Below are 13,929 nucleotides of genomic sequence, written 5' to 3'. Positions count from 1 at the left end.
GCGCGGGTTCACTCCTCGGGTCGGCAGAATCGGATCACGTTGGCGAACGGGTCGACGATCGTCATCGTCGGCCCGCCGGGCGCTTCGAGGTCGATCTCCGGTGGTGTCCGCGGGTGGGAGCTTCGCGACAGTTCCTCATGGAGTCGGTGGACGTCGCCGACCTCGACCCACAGGACGGATCCCGGGGTGCCGTCGCCCTCGTGGCCTGACAGGTCGATGACGAGTTCATCGCGTCGCAGACGCGCGTACAGCGGCATTCCCGGCGCGAAACGGTGTTCCCACTCGATGGAGCATCCGAGATGGTCGACGTAGAACTCGCGTGCCGCCTCCTCGTCGTGGATCCGCAGGATGGGTACGGCACCGCGCATCCGGGGTTTCGAGAGGACGTCGAGGGCGGTGTCGGTGTCGCTGTCATGGTGGCCGAGCATTCGGGCCGCCGTCTCCAGGGCCCGTTCGTGGGTGATGTGCGTACCCGAACGGCCCAGGTTCTCCTGTAGGAGACGGGCGGCCCGCTCGACCTCGTCGACGTGTTCGGTCATATAGTCCGCCCGTGTGTTCCGGTGCCCCGTCCTTGGGCGGCCGGCCTACCGAAGCGGTCTCACCTCGCGGGCCGGGGTCGTGTCCGGCGGCGCGCGTTCGATGTCGCGCTGGAGCGGGTTGTAGGGCACCCGGGGCGCGGAGAAGGCGGTCCGCTCCTCGTAGCGGGCGATGGTCTCGGGCAGGCCCTCCCGGGTGGTGAAGGATCCGGCCGGGGAGCTCGCCGAACAGCTGGTCACCCTGGCCGACGGGGCGGCCGGTCGCGCCATGATCCTGAACCGCGTGGACTACGGCCGTCATGGGCGCGCGGCCGCCGACGCCCTCATCTCCCAGGCCCTGAAGGCCTGACCCCACTCCGGGGGTCGGCCGAAGGGGTTCTCTCGGTCGGGCGTGGCGGCGTCGAAGCCGTAGGGTCTCGTCCTCGAGGGTGAGCGGGGGCTCTACGCTGAGGGCTCCACCACCCCCCAAGGAGGTCGAGGGCATGGGCCCTGTCGTCACGGCGGTCAGTAGCAGTCCCACGCACAGGTTCGGCAAGGTCAACCGGGCGCGGATCCGGTTGTTGGCCGGTCTGGGGGTGGAGGGGGACGCCCACATGGGCAGGACGGTCAAGCACCGTTCCCGTGTGGCCGCGGACCCCTCTCAGCCCAATCTGCGTCAGGTCCATCTGATCCACGAGGAGTTGTTCGACGAGGTCGCCGAGGCGGGGTTCGTGGTGAAGCCGGGGCAGATGGGCGAGAACATCACCACTCGCGGGGTGGATCTGCTCGCGTTGGGGCGGGGCACCGTCCTGGAGTTGGGGCGGGCCCGGGTGGAGATCACCGGGTTGCGCAACCCGTGCGCGCAGATCGACGGGTTCTCGCCCGGCCTGCTCAAGCGGATGGTGTACCGGGACGAGCGGGGCGAGCTGGTGCGCAAGGCCGGGGTGATGGGCGTGGTGCTCACCGAGGGCGAGGTCGAACCGGGGACGCCGGTGGGGGTGTGTTTTCCCGCGGGTGAGCACGTCCGGCTCGAACGGGTCTGAGGACCGCGACGGGCCGCCCTCCCACGGGAGACCGGAGGGCGGCCCGTCGTGTCAGTGGGCGGTCTGGCCGCCGTCGACGGTGTGGACGCCGCCGGTGGCGAACGAGGCCAGGGGCGAGGCGAGGTAGAGGACCATGCCGGCGATCTCCTCGGGTTGGGCGGCCCTTCCCATACGAGAGCCGGCCAGGACTTCGGCCGCCATGATCGGGTCGTCCAGCCAGCCCTTGGTCATTCCGGTGGCGACCAGGCCGGGTGCGACCGCGTTGACCCGGATCCCGGATTCGGCGTAGTCGATGGCCGCGGCGCGGGTCAGGCCGACCACGCCGTGTTTGGCGGCGACGTAGGGCGCCATTCCGGGGTCGGCGATCAGTCCGGCGACCGAGGCGGTGTTGACGATGGATCCGCCGCCGTGGTCGACCATGTAGGCGATCTCGTGTTTGAGGGAGAGGAAGACGCCCTTGAGGTCGACGGCGATGGTGCGGTCCCAGTCCTGCTCGGTCTGGTCGAGCAGGGCTCCGGTGGGCGGTAGGACGCCGGCGTTGTTGAAGGCCACGTCGAGTCCGCCGTAGGTCGTGGCGGCGGTGTTCACGAGGTTCTCGACCTCGTCGGAGCGGGTGACGTCGGTGCGTACGAAGGTGGCCGATCCGCCGTCGCGTTCGATGAGCGCGACGGTCTCGGCCGCGTGCGGGTCGACGTCTCCGATGACGACCTTGGCGCCCTGTCGGGCGAAGGCCCGCGCGGTCGCCCGTCCGATGCCGGTGGCACCACCGGTGACGAGGACGACCTTGTCGGTGAAGTCCAAGAGCCGGTCGGTCATGGTCGACACTCCTTTGTCCCTTCCGATCCCGTCCCGGGATCGGAACCGTCGAGGCGGCCCGCGGCCGGGCCGGATCGGAGGAGACCCCCTCCGACCTTCGACTATTCCATACGCGTGATCGTTTCGTTATGAGGCGGTGGGTGGGGGACGCGTCGCGAACGGGCTCCTCGGGCGGTGGTATCGGCGCTGTTCGCGGCCCTGCGGCGAGGGCACGGTAGTGCGAGCACCACCGGAGCGGGTGGGCCGTGGTGGAGCGGGATCCGGGTGTCTGCGTCATCGTCCGCGCGGGGCGGCGATCCTAGCGTTGAAGGGTCGGATCAGCCCGTTGTCCCGGTGCCGTCGAGGAGAGTCATGATCGTGGCGAGCCCCCCTTCCCCTTCCCGCTACGAGGGCCCTTTGCGTTATGGGCGCGACGTGCGACTCGGTGTGCGCGTACTGGCCTATGACGAGCGGGGCGCGGGCCGGATCGTGGAGGAGCTCGGTGACGCCGCCGAGGCCGACCACGTGGCGGTGGTGGTGCCGGGCAACGACAACTATCTGGCCAACTACTTCGACCAGAGGCGTTCGACCCGTCCTCGTGCCAACGCGGCGATCCTGTTGGAGGAGATGCGCAGGCAGGCTCCGGGGGAGCGTGTGGCGGTGGTGGTGTGGGTGGGTTATCGGACCCCTCGTGGGTTCGGTGAGGCGGTGATGCGCGGTCCGGCGCTGCGGGGCGCCGAGGACCTGGCGCGGTTGACGCGTTTCCTGCCCTCGTCGGCGAGGGTGACGTTGGTGGGGCACAGCTACGGCACGGTGGTGTGCGGTCTGGCGTTGGCGCGGGCCCGGGTGGCGGACTGTGTGGCGTTGGGCAGTCCCGGGATGGGGGTGCGTACCCGCGAGGATCTGCGTTTCGAGGGCAACCTGTGGGCTGGGCTGGGCCCCGGGGACTGGATCCGGTTCTTTCCCCGGGGACACGTGGGGACGATGGGGCACGGCCCCTCGCCGTTGCGCAGGTCGTTCGGCGCGCGGGTGTTCGAGACCGGGGACATCGACGGGCACTGCTCCTACTACCGCAGGGGCAGCGAGTCGGTGCGCAACATCGCGCGGATCGCGGTGGGGCGTTATGAACGGGTCACGATGGCCGGGGGCGGCGCGAAGGTCCCGGCGCCGGTGGGCGGTCGGGGGTCGGTGGTGGTCCGATGAGCGGGCGGGCGGCGATCCTGGCGCGGGGGTTGCGCAAGGGCTATCGGGGTGGCGGCATGGCCTTGGACGGGGTGGATCTGGAGGTCGAGGCGGGGACGGTGCACGGGCTGTTGGGGCCCAACGGTGCCGGTAAGACGACCACGGTGCGGGTGTTGGCGACCCTGACCGGTTTCGACGAGGGCGAGGCGTGGGTGGCGGGGGTCGACGTGGCGGCTCGGCCGCGTCGGGTGCGCGAGCGGATCGGGTTCGTGGGCCAGTACGCGGCGGTGGACGAGGTGTTGAGCGGTCGCCGCAACCTGGAGATGTTCGGCCGGCTCTACCACCTGGGGCGTCGGCGCGCGCGGGCTCGGGCGCAGGAGTTGTTGGAGCGTTTCGACCTGGTGGAGGCGGCCGAGCGGCCGGCGCGGACCTATTCGGGAGGGATGCGTCGTCGTCTGGATCTGGCGGCGGGGATGGTGCTCGACCCTCGGGTGTTGTTCCTGGACGAGCCCACGACCGGGTTGGATCCGCGGAGTCGTAGCGAGGTGTGGGCGGCGGTGCGGACGATGGTGGCGGGCGGTACCACGGTGCTGTTGACCACCCAGTACCTGGAGGAGGCCGACCGGTTGGCGGATCGGATCTCGGTGCTGGACGCGGGTCGGGTGATCGCCGAGGGCGACCCGGAGGGGTTGAAGGCCCGTGTGGGCGGTGGTCGGGTGGAGGTCGTGGTGGCCGACGTGGAGGGGTTGGCGCCGGTCGCCGAGGTGATGGAACGTGTGTCGGGCGTGCCGGCCCGGGTGGAGGTCGACGCGTTGCGGGTGGGCGTGGCGTTCGAGGGCGGGGGCGCGGCGCTGACCCGGATGGTGCGGGCGTTGGACGAGGCCGGTCTGGAGGTGGAGGACATCGCGTTGCGGCGGCCGACGTTGGACGACGTCTTCCTGGGGTTGACCGGGTCCCGTGAGGGTGGGAGGGAGCGGACGTGAGGACGTTGGAGGGGAGGGCACCGGAGCGGGTCGTGGAGGCCGTGGAGGTCGAACGGTCCGGTTCGTGGACGCGGGAGGTCGTGGTCGGTCTGGGTTGGGCGGTGGCCGACGCGGTGGTGGTGGCCCGGCGTTATCTGACGCATCTGGTGCGTCGTCCCGGGGAGATCGTCGGCACGTTGATGATCCCGGTGATGGCGGTGCTGTTGTTCGGGTTCGTGTTCGGCGAGGCCATGGGCGCGGCGATGGGGGTGGATTCCGTCGACTATCGGGACTTCCTCATGCCGGGGTTGTTCGCGTTGACGATGGCGTTCGGGATCGGCAACACCACGATCGCGGTGGTCACCGATGTGGGGCGTGGGGTGGTGGATCGGTTCCGGACGCTGCCGATGGCGCCGTCGGCGTTGTTGGTGGGGCGCGGTATGGCCGATGTGGTCGCGGCCCTGGTGGATCTGTCGGTCCTGGTGGTGATGGGGCTGTTGATCGGGTGGCGTTGGCATCTGGGCCCGTGGGCGGCGCTGGCGGGGTTGGGGTTGTTGCTGCTGTTGCGGATGGCGTTCACCTGGATCGGGATCTTCCTGGGGTTGTTGGTGCGCGGTCCCGAGGCGGCGATGAAGTTCTTCTCGTTGGTGTTCCCGTTGGCGATGGTGGCCGAGACGTTCGTTCCGGCGCGGATGGTGCCGGGCTGGTTGGCGCCGGTGGTGGAGTGGAATCCGTTGTCGGCGACGGTGCTGGCGTGTCGGGAGCTGTTCGGTAACAGCGTCGCGTCGGGTGATTCGTGGGTGGCGCAGCACGCGATACCGATGGCCGTGGTGTGGCCGGTGGTGTTGTTGGCGGTGTTCGTGCCGTTGTCGTTGTGGCGGTATCGGCGGGCGGGCCGTTGAGCCCGGCGGGAGAGGTCCGCGGGGGGCTCTCCCGCCGGGGGTGGGGCGGCCGCCCGGGGCCGGCCGCCCCGAGGGTCAGACGTGGCGGAGCAGACGTGCGGAGGCGATCGCGAGTAGGGCCGCGATGACGGCTCCGGTGAGGGCGACCGTTTGGAGTCCGGCCGCGAACGCCGTCGCGGCGGCCTCTCGGACGGCGTCCGCCTCGGCCCGGTCCAGGTCGGCCAGGACGGACACGGCCCCTGAGAGCGATGCGCCGGCCGTGACGGCCACGTCCTCGGGCAGGTCGGCGGGCAGGGTGTGGGCGGCCCGGTTCTGGTAGATCGCGGTGCCCAGGGTGCCGAGCAGGGCGATGCCCAGGCCCGTGCCGAGTTCGGTGGCGGTCTCGCTCGCCGCTCCGGCCGAGCCGGCCCCGTCCTTGGGGGCGGCTCCCACGACCAGGTCGGTGCCCAACGCGTCGAAGGGGCCGCTGCCCAGGTAGACCACGATCAGTCCGACGATCACCCAGGCGGGTCCGGCCGTGGTCCCGTGGGCCACCATGACGAGCCCGGCGCAGGAGAGCGCCAGTCCCGCGGCGATGACCGTGCCCGCCGGCATGCGGCGGGCCGCGATCGGCGCGAGCAGGGCGCCCACGATCAGTCCCAGCGCGGCGGGGGCGACCATGGCTCCGGCGCGCAGTGCGCCCATGCCCTGGGTCGATTGCAGGTACTGCGGTACGAACAGGGTGAGTCCGCCGATGATCGCCGGCCCCAGCAGGAGGAGCGCGAGCGCGGTGGCCGAGGTGCGGTCGGTCAGCAGGCGAAGGTCCAGCAGCGGGTCGGTGAGTCGGCGTTGGCGCAGGACGAAGGCCACGAGGGCGGCCGCGCCCAGGGCGATCCAGGCCGCGGCGGCGAGGCTCGCCCCCTGGTGGGCGAGGTCCTTGAGTCCGTAGACCAGGGGCAGCAGGCCCACGAAGAACAGCGTCGCGCTCGGACCGTCGAACCGTCCGGGGTTCTCACGGCGGTGTTCGGGCAGCAGGGTGCGGCCGGTCAGTACCACGAGCACCATCACGGGGACGGCGAGCAGGAACACCGATCCCCACCAGAACGTCTCCAGCAGCGCGCCGCCGATGAGCGGTCCGGTGGCGAAGCCGGTCATGAAGGCGCTGCTCCAGACGGCGATCGCGGTTCGGCGATGGTGCGGGTCGGGGAACATCGCGTTGAGCAGCCCGAGGGTGGCGGGCATCAGGGGCGCTCCGGCCGCGCCCAGGGCGGCACGGGCGAGGATGAGCGTGTCGGCGTTGGGTGAGAACGCGGCGAGGGTCGAGACGGCGGCGAAGGCCGCGGACCCGTACAGCAGGAGCCGGCGTTGGCCGATGCGGTCGCCGAGGGCGCCCATCGGTACGAGCAGGCCCGCGATCAGCAGCGGGTAGATGTCCAGGATCCACAGTTCCCGGGTGGCGTCGGCGCCCAGGGCCGCGGAGATGTGCGGCAGTGTCAGGTACAGGACGCTCATGTCCAGGGCGAGTACCGCCGTGGGCAGGCAGAGCAGGGCCAGTCCCGCCCAGAAGCGTGCGGGTGTGGAAGGTGTGGCGTGTTCGTGAGACGGCGAATGCACCGATGTTCCTCGGAAGGGTTCGAAGCCGACCCGCCTCTGGGGAGTGTTCTTTCGGATGCTCTCGTTCGGTGTCGGCGGGGCCGATCCATGGCGAACGGCCGCCGGGCGACGCGAGCGCGTGATGATCCGAAGAACACGGCCTGGGCAGGCGGGACGACCGGGTGGAGGGCGTGTCACGCCCTATGGGGACCCGGTAGGGGCTTCGACACCGGAAGAAGGCGGCGCCGACGGTGATGTCAGGCGGCGGGGTTCCGGGACGAAGCGCCCTTCGAAACCGTGCCGGTGATCACGATGGCCAAGAGGTAGGGGGTTTCTTCCGCGGGAGGGATCGAACGGTACGAGGCTAGGGAAGGGGTCGTCGGGCCGTCAAATCGTCGCGGTGGTGGTGTCGCGGGCGAGGTATTCGGCGAAGGTCGTGCGGCCCACCCGGTGCTCGGGGGCCAGGTGTTCGCCGGCGCGGTAGGCGGCGAAGATCCGGCCCGGGGCGCGCAGTGGCCAGAGTCGACGTCGAAGGCCCCGGGAGTCCAGGTAGGCGCGGGCCAGGTCCTGGAAGGGTTCGACGAGGGGGCCGCCCATGTCGTCGACGCGGCCGGCGGGTTCCTCTCCGGCCAGGTGGGCCAGGCGTAGGGCGACCTCGGCGGGGTCGATGGGCTGGACGTCGATGTCGGGGTAGGGCATGGCGGGGATCCGGGCGAGCCGGTCGCACAGGCCGCGGACCAGGTCGTGGAACTGGGTGGCGCGCACGATGGTGACGCCCAGGTCGGAGGCGAGCAGGGCCTGTTCGATGGTGTGCTTGGTCTTGTAGTAGCCCAGGGGGACCCGGTCGACGCCGACGATGGAGATGTAGACCAGGTGGTGGACGTTCGCTGCGCGGGCGGCGTGGATCAGGTTGCCGGCGGCGGCCATGTCGCCACCGGCGGGGGTGCTGGCCAGGTGCTGGACGGTGTCGACGCCGTCCAGGGCGCGGTCGAGTCCGGTTCCTTCGCGCAGGTCGACGGCGTGGGCGTCGGGGTCGTCGGGGCGGGGGTGGCGGCTGAGGGTGCGTACGTGGTGTCCGTCCTCGCGCAGGCGTCGGACCACGTGGGTGCCCAGGGTGCCGGTGGCGCCGGTGACCAGGATCGTGCTCATGCTCCACCTCCGAGACCGGTAGACGATCACGCTAACACCGCATGTCCGCGAAGTCCCGTTCTGCCCTGGTCGGGTGTGTGCCGTTCCGGGGTGGGCGGTTAGGGTTCGGCCAGTGCCGACGTGACAGGTCGTCGGTCGCGCAGTCGGAAAGGAGCCGCCCATGTCGGGAGTGGTCGAGGAGTTGAGGGCCGCCCTGGGGGAGGGCCTGGTGGTCACCGATCCCGAGGTGATGGAGGGGTACGCCCACGACGAGGCCGAGTGGGCCCCCTATGAGGGTCCGGTCGCGGTGGTGCGACCTCGTGAGACCGCCGACGTGGCCGCGGTGGTGCGGATCTGCGCCGACCGTGGGGTGCCGGTGGTGGCACGGGGCGCCGGGACCGGGCTGTCGGGCGCGGCCAATTCCGGGCGGGGTTGGGTGGTGGTCTCCTTCGAGCGGATGAACCGGGTGCTGGCGGTCGATCCGGTCCAGCAGAGCGCGACGGTCCAGCCCGGGGTGGTCAACGACGATCTGCGCGCGCGGGTCTCCCGGGACGGGCTCTGGTATCCGCCGGATCCGGCGTCCTCGCCCTGGTCGACCATCGGTGGGAACGTGTCCACGAACGCGGGCGGGTTGTGCTGCGTCAAGTACGGGGTGACCCGCGACTACGTGTTGGGCATGGAGGTGGTCACCGGTACGGGGCGGGTGGTGCGGCTGGGCAAGACCACCGCCAAGGGGGTGACCGGGTACGACCTGGCCGGACTCATGGTGGGTTCGGAGGGCACGTTGGGGCTGGTCACCGAGGTGACGTTGCGTCTGGTGCCGTTGCGTACCGGGGTCGAGCACACCGTGGTGGGCTATTTCGATTCGTTGACCGACGCCGGTCGTGCGGTGGCGGCGGTGTCGGCGGCGGGGGTCGTGCCCTCGGCGCTGGAGCTGATCGACCGGTTCTGTCTTCAGGCGGTGGACGAGTGGAAGAACATGGGTCTGTCCGCCGAGGGCGAGGTGCTGCTGTTGGCCCGTAGTGACCTGCCCGGAGAGTCGGGTCGGGCCGAGGCCGAGCGGATCCTGGAGTGTTTCGAGAAGGAGCGGGCCGTGTACGCGGTGCGTTCCACCGACGAGGAGGAGGCGGAGGCGCTCTTCGCCGCGCGCCGGTTGGCCTATCCGGCGTTGGAGCGGTTGGGGCCGCTGTTGACCGAGGACGTGTGCGTGCCCAAGGCGTCGGTGCCGACGATGTTGGAGGCGATCGAGCGGATCGGGGAGAGGTTCCGGACCCGGATCGGGAACATCGCCCACGCCGGTGACGGCAACCTGCATCCGCTGTTCATCGTCCCGGCCGGGGACGAGGAGGCCAAGGAGCGTGCGCAGCGGGCCTTCGAGGAGATCGTGGACGAGGCCCTGGCCATGGGCGGCACCGTCACCGGTGAGCACGGGGTGGGGTTGTTGAAGATGCGCGGGGCCGCCGATGAGCTGGGTCCCGACGTGGTGGCCATGCACCGGGCGATCAAGGGCGCGCTGGACCCGAAGGGGATCCTCAACCCGGGCAAGGTGTTCGTCTAGGGGCGATGTGGTGTGGGGCCGGTGCGGGTGCGGGTCGGCTCCACCTCGATGGTCGGTGCGGGCTCTCTCCTTCGGGGGAGGGTCCGTGCTCGTTCAGGGGTGGTCGAGGTGGTCGTGCAGGTGGGCGGCGGCGGTGAGCAGGGCTCGGGAGCGTCGGTCGAGGTCGTGGGCGCGCCGGTCCAGGGCCACGCGCAGGGAGCCGCTGTCGCCGGTGCGGCCCAGTTCTCGGAGGATCGGTCCGATGTCGGGCAGCGGGTAGTGGACCTGGCGTAGCAGGCGCACGATACGGGCCAGGCGCACGTCGGTGGGCGTGTAGAGGCGGTGGCCGGTGACGCGTTCGCGTGCGGGGTCCAGGAGTCCGGCCTGTTCCCATACGCGCAGGGTGGAGGTGCGCACCCCCAGGTGGGCGGCGACCTCGCCGATGCGCAGGTCGCCGGTGGGCGGTGCGGGCGCGCCGGTGTCCCGGTCGGCGATGGCGGTGAGCGCCTTGGCGGTCTCGTCCAGGGCCAGGCGTTGGTGGTGGAGTTCGGCGTGGGAGGAGTCGAGGAGGGCCAGTGCCGTGGGGAGGTCGTCGTCGTTGAGGGCGTGCATGATCCGGCGGGAGACGTCGCTTCCGCAGGCGGCGTAGAGGGCGCGGAAGGTCAGTAGGGCCCGTCGGTGGCGTGGGGTGAAGACGCGGTAGCCGGACTCGGTGCGTTCCGTGGGCGGCAGCAGGCCCTCGTCGGCGTGGTTGCGGACCTGTTGGGTGGAGATGCCGGCGGCGCGGGCCAGGTCGATGGGGCGTAGGCGGGGCGGTTCGTCCACGTCGGTTCCTCCCCGTCTCGGCCGTGGCGCGGCGGTGTCCAGGATAGGCCCGCCCCGCCCTTTCGCGGCCTTTCCGTGTCGAGGTGGGGAGGGGGTGTTCTCGGGCGTTCTCCGAGGGGTTGAGAACGGTCCGGTTTCCCTGTGGGGTACGGGAACCGGAAGGATGTGCCGTACGTCTCTCCGTTAGAGACGGAACGAGAGGGGAGGGCCCCTATGTCCGGTGGCGTGATCGCCCTTTTGCTCATCGCGGCCCTGGTCATCGTGGCCATCACGGTGATGCAGTCGGCGGCCGATCGGGAGCGTTCCCAGGCCTTGGAGGATTGGGCCCGCGGCCGAGGCTGGCGCTATGACCGGGAACGTCCGGAGATGGTGGGGCTCTTTCGGGGATCGCCCTTCAAGGACGGCAGCTCCGACGCCAGGGTCCGTCACGTGATCTCCGGTGAGCATCGAGGCCATCGTTTCCTGGCCTATGAGTACTCCTACACCTCCACCCTGACCACCGCGCAGGGTTCCCTCACCGCCAATGAGCGTTATGGGGTCGTGGTGGTCGGGACCCGTGCCACCCCGATCCTGGAGGTGCGTCGGACCCACCCGGGGTACTCCCTCTCGGCGGCGGCCGGGATGCGCGACATCGAGGTGGGCGATCAGGACTTCGACGCCGCCTTCCACGTGGCGGGCGACGACGAGGCGTTCGCCGCGCGCACGCTGACCCCGCGGGTGCGTGAGCACCTGTTGGAGCGTCCCTCTCTCCGTTCCCCCTTCCGGCTGACCGGCGATCACCTGTTGTCGTGGCGTCGGGGGAGGTTGGGGGCCACGATGGCGTTGGAGACCATCGAGGCCTCCATCGACCTGTTGGAGCTCCTTCCGGATCGGCTCCGGGAGGAGAGCCGGGACTGAGGTCTCCGGTGTGGGAAACGGTCGTGGGTGTGATCGGCTCCGGTCGCGTCCACGACCGTCTCACGGCCTCGGATGTGACAGGAGGGGTCGGGGTGGGTAGGACGGCGAACGTGGCACGGGACTCGACCGAACGCGACGTACGACGCAGGAGGACGCCATGGCAGGGGAACTCTCCGGAAGAAGGGTGGCCGTGCTGGCCGCCGACGGGGTCGAGCAGGTGGAGCTGGTCCGTCCCCGTGAGGCTCTGACCGAGGCCGGGGCCCGGGTGGATCTGGTCTCTTTGTCCACGGATCCGATCCAGGCCATGAACGGCGACATCGAGCCCGCCGACCGCTTCGCCGTGGACCGTGAGGTCTCGAAGGTGAGCGTGGACGACTACGACGCTCTGGTGGTGCCCGGTGGGACCATCAACCCGGACCATCTGCGCACGAACGCGGACGCGGTGGGTTTCGTGCGCGACTTCGTGAACCGGGGCGGTCCGGTGGCGGCGATCTGCCACGGGCCGTGGATCCTGGTGGAGGCCGACGTGGTGCGTGGTCGCACCCTGACCTCCTACCCCAGTATCCGCACCGACATCCGTAACGCGGGCGGCACGGTGGTGGAGGAGCCGGTGGTCACCGACCAGGGTGTCACCACCAGCCGTGATCCCGGCGATCTGGACGCGTTCTGCGAACGGATCGTGTCCGAGTTCGCGGGCTGAGGACGCGACGAGGGGCCGCCGACACCGTGACGGTGTCGGCGGCCCCTCGTCATGCCGGTCGTGTCGGCCGAAGGGCTAGGCCTCGGGCTCGTCGGGGTGACGGCGCAGGTGCAGCACGGCGCCGAGCAGGCCGCCCCACAGGACGACGATGGAGATGACCATCATCACGATCGCGCTGGCGGACATCAGCGGTCCCCTTCCTTGGTGTTGTCACCGGCTTCGGCGTCGGTGGCGGTGATCCGGTCGGGGGCGTCCAGCTCCGGCGGGACCTCGGCGTCCTCGGCCCCGGCCAAACGCTCGGCGTCGGCGCGGGCGATGGCGTCGGCGCGCTTCCAGGGGAAGCAGGCGACGATGATGCCGAAGACGATGGCGCCGATGGCCACGCCCCAACCGGCGACCAGCAGGAACTGGTCGGGGTAGTCCTCGTAGTTGGAGGTGAGCTCGCTGCGCAGGCTGTCCCACATCATGAAGCCGAGCAGGATCGGGGTGATGCCGCCCAGGGCGACCTTCCACCACCGGTCCAGGCGGATCGTGGAGACGGCGTTGGCGTGCCGTTCGAACACCGGCAGGCGGCGCACGAGCCAACCGAAGACCAGGATCATCACCAGGCCGGCCATGGCGATGCCGTACTGGTTGATGAAGTGGTCGAAGGAGTCGAGGATGTACAGGCCCTCGTGGGTGGGGAAGAGCAGGATCGAGGCCACGGCGGTGGCGCCGCCCACGAGCAGCACGGTGGGCACGCGGGCCAGGCCGGTGCGGTCCTGGACGGCCGAGATGATCACCTGGACGATGCTGATCAGCGAGGTGATACCGGCGATCACCAGCGAGACGAAGAACAGCAGTCCGAACAGCGCTCCGCCGAAGGGCAGGGTGGAGATGATCTGCGGGAAGGCCACGAAGGCCAGGCCGATGCCGGAGGCGGCGACCTCGTCCACGCCGGTGCCGGCCGCGTTGGCCATGAAGCCCAGGGCGGCGAAGACGCCGATGCCGGCCAGGAGCTCGAAGGAGCTGTTGGCGAAGCCGGCCGTCAGGGCGGTGCCGGTCAGGTCGGTCTTGCGCTTGAGGTAGGAGGCGTAGGTGACCATGATCGCGAAGCCGATGGACAGGGAGAAGAAGATCTGTCCGTAGGCCGCGATCCACACCCCGCCGTCGAGCATGGCACTCCAGTCGGGGGTGAAGAGGGCGTTGAGGCCCTCGGAGGCGCCTTCGAGGGTCAGTGACTGCGCGACCAGGAGGACGAACAGCACGACCAGCAGCGGAATGAAGACCTTGTTGGCCTTCTCGATGCCCTTGCGCACGCCCAGGGCCAGGATGCCCAGGACGACCACCCATACGGCGATCAGCGGCCAGGCCACACCGGAGACGAACCCGGAGACCATGCCCGGGGTGTCGCTGATCTGGAGGAACTCCTCGAAGAAGAAGCCGTTGGGGTCATCGCCCCACTGCTGTCCGATGGAGAAGCCCGCGTAGCGGATCGCCCAGGCGACGATCACGGCGTAGTAGACCGCGATGACGAAGCAGATGGCCACCTGCCACCAGCCGATGGCCTCGGCGGGCCGGTAGATGCGCCGGTAGGACAGCGGAGCCGAGGAGCGGTAACGGTGTCCGATGCTGTACTCGAGGATGAGCAGCGGGATACCGGCCGTCAAGAGCGCGATGAGGTACGGGATGAGGAAGGCCCCACCACCGTTGTCGTAGGCGACGTAGGGGAATCGCCAGATGTTGCCCAGTCCGATGGCCGATCCGATGGCGGCCATGAGGAAGCCCGCGCGAGTTCCCCATTGCTCGCGAGCCTGTTGACCCATGTTCAGGTCTCCTAAATCATCCCGTAGTTCGCGTTTCGCACGGTAGCAGGATTTGCCGCTTTGAGC

General features: G+C 70.2%; 15 protein-coding genes. 8 read left to right on the top strand and 7 right to left on the bottom strand.

Going from position 1 to position 13,929, the window contains the following annotated elements; genetic code table 11:
• Window positions 1–8 precede the first annotated feature (8 nt).
• Complete coding sequence (locus D451_RS0114185) at window positions 9–539, bottom strand: glyoxalase superfamily protein (RefSeq protein ID WP_017534925.1); 531 nt, start codon at window positions 537–539, stop codon at window positions 9–11.
• A gap of 169 nt (window positions 540–708) precedes the next feature.
• Here D451_RS0114185 and D451_RS27350 point away from each other — a divergent pair, with 169 nt between their 5' ends.
• Both D451_RS27350 and D451_RS0114175 read left to right on the top strand, forming a co-directional pair.
• The gene (locus D451_RS27350) at window positions 709–885 is read left to right on the top strand and encodes a hypothetical protein (protein ID WP_017534924.1); all 177 of its coding nucleotides are present in this window, start codon (window positions 709–711) and stop codon (window positions 883–885) included.
• 133 nt (window positions 886–1,018) lie between these two features.
• Window positions 1,019–1,558 (top strand): MOSC domain-containing protein, encoded by a 540-nt coding sequence (locus tag D451_RS0114175; protein WP_017534923.1) that lies wholly within the window; start codon window positions 1,019–1,021, stop codon window positions 1,556–1,558.
• Between the two features lie 51 nt (window positions 1,559–1,609).
• Here D451_RS0114175 and D451_RS0114170 read toward each other — a convergent pair whose 3' ends face one another.
• The gene (locus tag D451_RS0114170) at window positions 1,610–2,374 is read right to left on the bottom strand and encodes an SDR family NAD(P)-dependent oxidoreductase (protein WP_202421864.1); all 765 of its coding nucleotides are present in this window, start codon (window positions 2,372–2,374) and stop codon (window positions 1,610–1,612) included.
• Window positions 2,375–2,728: 354 nt separating this feature from the next.
• Here D451_RS0114170 and D451_RS0114165 point away from each other — a divergent pair, with 354 nt between their 5' ends.
• From D451_RS0114165 to D451_RS0114155, 3 genes are read left to right on the top strand one after another with little or no spacing between them, the layout of a single operon-like run.
• Window positions 2,729–3,556, top strand: a complete 828-nt coding sequence (locus D451_RS0114165) for an alpha/beta hydrolase (protein ID WP_387608596.1) — start codon at window positions 2,729–2,731, stop codon at window positions 3,554–3,556.
• On the top strand, window positions 3,553–4,518 hold the full coding sequence (locus D451_RS0114160; protein ID WP_017534920.1) for a daunorubicin resistance protein DrrA family ABC transporter ATP-binding protein: 966 nt from the start codon (window positions 3,553–3,555) through the stop codon (window positions 4,516–4,518). Before D451_RS0114165 ends, D451_RS0114160 begins: the two co-directional genes overlap by 4 nt.
• Window positions 4,515–5,399, top strand: coding sequence for an ABC transporter permease (locus D451_RS0114155; RefSeq protein WP_017534919.1), 885 nt, complete (start codon window positions 4,515–4,517; stop codon window positions 5,397–5,399). Before D451_RS0114160 ends, D451_RS0114155 begins: the two co-directional genes overlap by 4 nt.
• Window positions 5,400–5,474: 75 nt before the next feature.
• On the opposite strand, the gene D451_RS0114150 is transcribed toward D451_RS0114155, so the two are convergent.
• Both D451_RS0114150 and D451_RS0114145 read right to left on the bottom strand, forming a co-directional pair.
• Window positions 5,475–6,992 (bottom strand): MFS transporter, encoded by a 1,518-nt coding sequence (locus D451_RS0114150; protein WP_017534918.1) that lies wholly within the window; start codon window positions 6,990–6,992, stop codon window positions 5,475–5,477.
• A 366-nt stretch (window positions 6,993–7,358) separates the two neighbouring features.
• Window positions 7,359–8,120 (bottom strand): SDR family oxidoreductase, encoded by a 762-nt coding sequence (locus tag D451_RS0114145; RefSeq protein ID WP_017534917.1) that lies wholly within the window; start codon window positions 8,118–8,120, stop codon window positions 7,359–7,361.
• Between the two features lie 160 nt (window positions 8,121–8,280).
• On the opposite strand from D451_RS0114145, the gene D451_RS0114140 reads away from it, so the two are divergent.
• Entirely contained in the window at window positions 8,281–9,657 is a 1,377-nt protein-coding gene (locus tag D451_RS0114140) for an FAD-binding oxidoreductase (RefSeq protein WP_017534916.1), read from the top strand.
• Window positions 9,658–9,750: 93 nt separating this feature from the next.
• Here the strand turns inward: D451_RS0114140 and D451_RS0114135 are convergent, their stop codons facing one another.
• Window positions 9,751–10,461 (bottom strand): MerR family transcriptional regulator, encoded by a 711-nt coding sequence (locus tag D451_RS0114135; RefSeq protein ID WP_017534915.1) that lies wholly within the window; start codon window positions 10,459–10,461, stop codon window positions 9,751–9,753.
• A gap of 213 nt (window positions 10,462–10,674) precedes the next feature.
• Between D451_RS0114135 and D451_RS0114130 the strand changes: the two genes are divergently transcribed.
• Together D451_RS0114130 and D451_RS0114125 are read left to right on the top strand one after the other, a co-directional pair.
• Window positions 10,675–11,358, top strand: coding sequence for a hypothetical protein (locus D451_RS0114130; protein WP_017534914.1), 684 nt, complete (start codon window positions 10,675–10,677; stop codon window positions 11,356–11,358).
• Window positions 11,359–11,515: 157 nt separating this feature from the next.
• A complete protein-coding gene (locus D451_RS0114125; RefSeq protein ID WP_017534913.1) occupies window positions 11,516–12,058 on the top strand; it encodes a type 1 glutamine amidotransferase domain-containing protein in 543 nt (180 codons plus the stop codon).
• A gap of 75 nt (window positions 12,059–12,133) precedes the next feature.
• Here the strand turns inward: D451_RS0114125 and D451_RS27345 are convergent, their stop codons facing one another.
• Both D451_RS27345 and D451_RS0114115 read right to left on the bottom strand, forming a co-directional pair.
• Window positions 12,134–12,244 carry a methionine/alanine import family NSS transporter small subunit gene (locus tag D451_RS27345; RefSeq protein ID WP_017534912.1) on the bottom strand — a complete coding sequence of 37 codons (111 nt, stop codon included), beginning with the start codon at window positions 12,242–12,244 and terminating at the stop codon, window positions 12,134–12,136.
• On the bottom strand, window positions 12,244–13,863 hold the full coding sequence (locus D451_RS0114115) for a sodium-dependent transporter (RefSeq protein WP_017534911.1): 1,620 nt from the start codon (window positions 13,861–13,863) through the stop codon (window positions 12,244–12,246). Before D451_RS0114115 ends, D451_RS27345 begins: the two co-directional genes overlap by 1 nt.
• Between the last annotated feature and the right edge of the window lie 66 nt (window positions 13,864–13,929).

Origin of the sequence: Nocardiopsis alba DSM 43377, from assembly GCF_000341225.1 — a bacterium.
GTDB classification, from domain to species: domain Bacteria; phylum Actinomycetota; class Actinomycetes; order Streptosporangiales; family Streptosporangiaceae; genus Nocardiopsis; species Nocardiopsis alba.
The sequence above is the reverse complement of the archived record's forward strand: the minus strand, read 5'-3'. Positions and strand labels throughout refer to the sequence as shown.